The sequence below is a fragment of the Halorubrum tibetense genome (genome assembly GCF_042661865.1).
GTDB lineage: Archaea > Halobacteriota > Halobacteria > Halobacteriales > Haloferacaceae > Halorubrum > Halorubrum tibetense.
The window spans coordinates 1-3,296 of sequence record NZ_JBHSWW010000265.1 but is presented as its reverse complement, the minus strand read 5'-3'; the positions used below and the strand labels follow the sequence as shown (position 1 = coordinate 3,296).

Here is a 3,296-nt window from a genome sequence, read left to right as displayed (position 1 = left end):
CGGTCGACGGGGTCGGGGCTCGCCGCGAATCCCTCGCCGTCGCAGTACGCGAGGGTACAGCGGAAGGCAGCGCGGGCGTTCTCGAGAGGACGGGCGAGCTCGCGGACCCGCTCGATTCCGAGCGTTTCCTGGACGTACGAGGAGTACGGGCCCGGGAAGCCGTCGAGGCCTTCGATGAACAGCCCCGCGTCGTCGACGAGGACGGGACCGCCCGCCTCCCGATACGCCTCGCGCGCGCCGCGTGCCGCGATCGGGCCGAGCTCGGGCGACTGGATCTCCGTGTAGTCGAAGTCGAGCTGCTCGACGGAGCCGTCGGCGAGGTACTGCTCGGCTTCGCGGACCTTCCCCGGGTTCGTCGTCACGTACCGCAACATACCGATCGGTGCGGGTGGGCGACGGGAATAGGCGTCGATAGGAGCGAGCCGACCGCGCCCCGGACGGCGATACGTTTTTATCCGATCGCGGGAGATCCGACGCCATGTCGAACGCCCTCCCGACGTTCGGGAAGCTGCGGTTTCTCGGGCTCCTCGGCGTCCTCACATTCGGCGTGACGGCGCTGCTCGCGGTGTTGGGCTTGGGGACAGCGGTTCCCGTGACCTTCGTCGTCGGCTTCTTCATCGTGCTCCCGGTCGCGGCGCTTCTCGGCGAGGACTTCCCGCTGATCGAATCGACGTCCGAGCCGGCCGACGCGACGACCGACGAGAACCCGGTCGCGACCCTTCGCGACCGGTACGCGTCCGGCGAGATCGGCGACGAGGAGTTCGAGCGACGGCTGGACCGGCTACTTGAGACCGAAGGCGTAGCCGACGAGATCGACCGCCGTGGGGAAGCGCGTACGAACGAGGAGCCGACGGATCTCGAATCCGAACTCGACTTATAAGCGGTTACCGTCGGGTCGGCGGTGAACGCCCCCGACGCGCTACCCGTTCAACGACCCTCCACCGTCGCGGTCCGCTCGGTCTCCGTGGTCCGCTCGGTCCCCGCGGTCCGCTCGGTCCCCGCGGTCCGCTCGGTCCCCGCAGTCCGCTCGGTCTCCGTGGTCCGCTCGGTCCCCGCGGTCCGCTCGGTCTCCGTGGTCCGCTCGGTCCCCGCAGTCCGCTCGTCCGTTCGGCAAGACTCTTGAGTGTCGACCGTTAGAAACGGACGGATATGCTGATCACCGGAACCGTCATCGCCGACCCGGATACCGTGATCGACGACGGCGCAGTCGTCGTCGCGGACGGGGAGATCGTCGCAGTCGGCGAGGCGGACGCCCTCCATGAGACCTACCCCGACCACGAGCGCCGCGCGTTCGACTTGGTCGCGCCAGGGCTCGTCGGCGGCCACGTCCACTCGGTCCAGTCGCTCGGTCGGGGGATCGCCGACGACGCCGAGCTGCTCGACTGGCTGTTCGAGGCCGTGTTGCCAATGGAGGCGGCGATGGACGCGGAAGCCACCCGGGCGGCCGCCGAGCTCGGCTACCTCGAATGTCTGGAATCGGGGACGACGACGGTGGTCGATCACCTCTCTGTCAACCACGCGGCGGAGGCGTTCGAGGCGGCGATCGAGACGGGGATCCGCGGCCGCCTCGGGAAAGTGCTGATGGACAAGGAGTCGCCCGACGGCCTCCGAGAGCCCACCGACGCCGGCTTGGCCGAAACGGAGTCGCTGATCGGCGAGTACCACGGCGCGGCCGACGGGCGGATCCGCTACGCAGTCACACCGCGGTTCGCCGTCACCTGTACGGAAGCGTGTCTCCGCGGCTGCCGGGAGATCGCGGACGCCCACGACGGCGTCACGATCCACACCCACGCCAGCGAGAACAAGGGCGAGATCGCGACCGTCGAGGCCGACACCGGGAAGCGGAACGTCCACTGGCTCGACGAAGTCGGACTCACCGGCCCGGACGTGACGCTCGCTCACTGCGTCCACACGGACGAGAGCGAGCGCGAAGTGCTCGCGGAGACGGACACCGTCGTTACCCACTGTCCCTCATCGAACATGAAGCTCGCCTCGGGGATCGCCCCCGTCCACGACTACCTCGACCGCGGGATCACCGTCGCGCTCGGCAACGACGGTCCGCCGTGTAACAACACGCTCGACCCGTTCACGGAGATGCGGCAGGCGAGCCTCCTCGGGAAAGTAGACGCGCTCGACCCGACCCGGCTCCCCGCGCCGACGGTCCTCGAAATGGCGACGGTCAACGGCGCTCGTGCGGCCGGGTTCGACCGGATCGGTCGCCTCGAACCCGGGTACGAAGCCGACCTGATCGGTCTCACGACCGAGAAGACGCGCGCGACCCCGATCCACGACCCGCTCTCGCACCTCGTGTACGCCGCTCACGGCGACGACGTCGTCTTCACGATGGTCAGCGGCGAGGTGCGGTACGACGACGGCGAGCACGTCGGGATCGACGCCGACGCCGTCCGCGGGCGGGCGACACGCCACGCGAAACGGGTCATAGACGAGGCTGGGATCGAAGCGACGATCGGCTAAAACGCGGGCACGGGCAGGTGTTCACCCGTGGAATCACTCAGTTTACTCCGACCGAGGGCCGGCCCTCCGCGCGGCACGTCGCCCACTGTATCGCGGCGGTCTCGTCGTTGAACGCTTCCGTCTCGACGCCGTCGACATCGATCGTCCGCTTGAGATAGCGGCGCTTCGAGCGTTCGCCGACGACGGCGAACCGACCGACATCACGGGCGACAGCGAGCTGTGCCGCCTCGCGGAGCGCCCGCCGCCCGGCGTCGGAGCAGGGGCGGGTCGTCCGGACGGCGATCACGACTGCGTCGACCGCGTGGTCGGCGACGGCGGATCGCCACCGATCGAGCAGTGCGTCGGCGGCGGCGGGGCTAATCCCCGTCCCGTGCGGGAAATCGACGATCAACACGCCGCCGTCGGTTCGGAGCGACCAGCGCTCGCTCGGTTCCATGACACCTACTCACATGTATCGAGTAATAAACCCACACATCAAATTATTCTTTTTGATATTTTGGACGGATCGACGGTAGCAACAACGGAAGCGGAGAGAGGAGGTTTCACCCCGCTAACCCGAACGGTAGCGTGTTCGTCGCGTTGTCGAATATCGATATCGAGAGCTGTCGGTTCGGATCGAGGTTATCGGAGGGGTGCGCGTCCGTCACGTCCCGGAGGTGGACTCGTCGACCTCGACCCCGCCAACGGCGGCGTCGACGACCGCCTCGGCGAGCGATTCGAAGTCGGCGTCGTCCGGGATCACGTCGACGTCGATCCCGAGCTCCTCGGCAGTCGCGGCCGTCGGCGGGCCGATCGCACCGACAACGGCGGCGTTCGTGCCG

General features: G+C 68.3%; 4 protein-coding genes and 1 pseudogene. 2 read left to right on the top strand and 3 right to left on the bottom strand.

All coding sequences use genetic code 11. The features are described from left to right. The coding region (locus tag ACFQEU_RS13355; protein ID WP_379782931.1) for a non-canonical purine NTP pyrophosphatase at positions 1–374 on the bottom strand (374 nt) is incomplete at its 3' end. Between the two features lie 104 nt (positions 375–478). Here ACFQEU_RS13355 and ACFQEU_RS13350 point away from each other — a divergent pair. After that, a complete protein-coding gene (locus ACFQEU_RS13350) occupies positions 479–880 on the top strand; it encodes an SHOCT domain-containing protein (protein WP_379782929.1) in 402 nt (133 codons plus the stop codon). Positions 881–1,149: 269 nt separating this feature from the next. After that, on the top strand, positions 1,150–2,475 hold the full coding sequence (locus ACFQEU_RS13345) for a 5'-deoxyadenosine deaminase (protein ID WP_379782927.1): 1,326 nt from the start codon (positions 1,150–1,152) through the stop codon (positions 2,473–2,475). A gap of 37 nt (positions 2,476–2,512) precedes the next feature. On the opposite strand, the gene ACFQEU_RS13340 is transcribed toward ACFQEU_RS13345, so the two are convergent. Continuing rightward, complete coding sequence (locus ACFQEU_RS13340) at positions 2,513–2,911, bottom strand: hypothetical protein (RefSeq protein ID WP_379782925.1); 399 nt, start codon at positions 2,909–2,911, stop codon at positions 2,513–2,515. Between the two features lie 207 nt (positions 2,912–3,118). After that, positions 3,119–3,296 (bottom strand): annotated as a pseudogene (locus tag ACFQEU_RS13335) (uroporphyrinogen-III synthase); the annotation flags it as partial.

Excerpts from the sequence above, each read along its gene's own strand:
- ACFQEU_RS13350 (WP_379782929.1), top strand. The coding sequence starts at position 479 with ATGTCGAACGCCCTCCCGACGTTCGGGAAGCTGCGGTTTCTCGGGCTC.
- ACFQEU_RS13345 (WP_379782927.1), top strand. The coding sequence starts at position 1,150 with ATGCTGATCACCGGAACCGTCATCGCCGACCCGGATACCGTGATCGAC.
- ACFQEU_RS13340 (WP_379782925.1), bottom strand. The coding sequence starts at position 2,911 with ATGGAACCGAGCGAGCGCTGGTCGCTCCGAACCGACGGCGGCGTGTTG.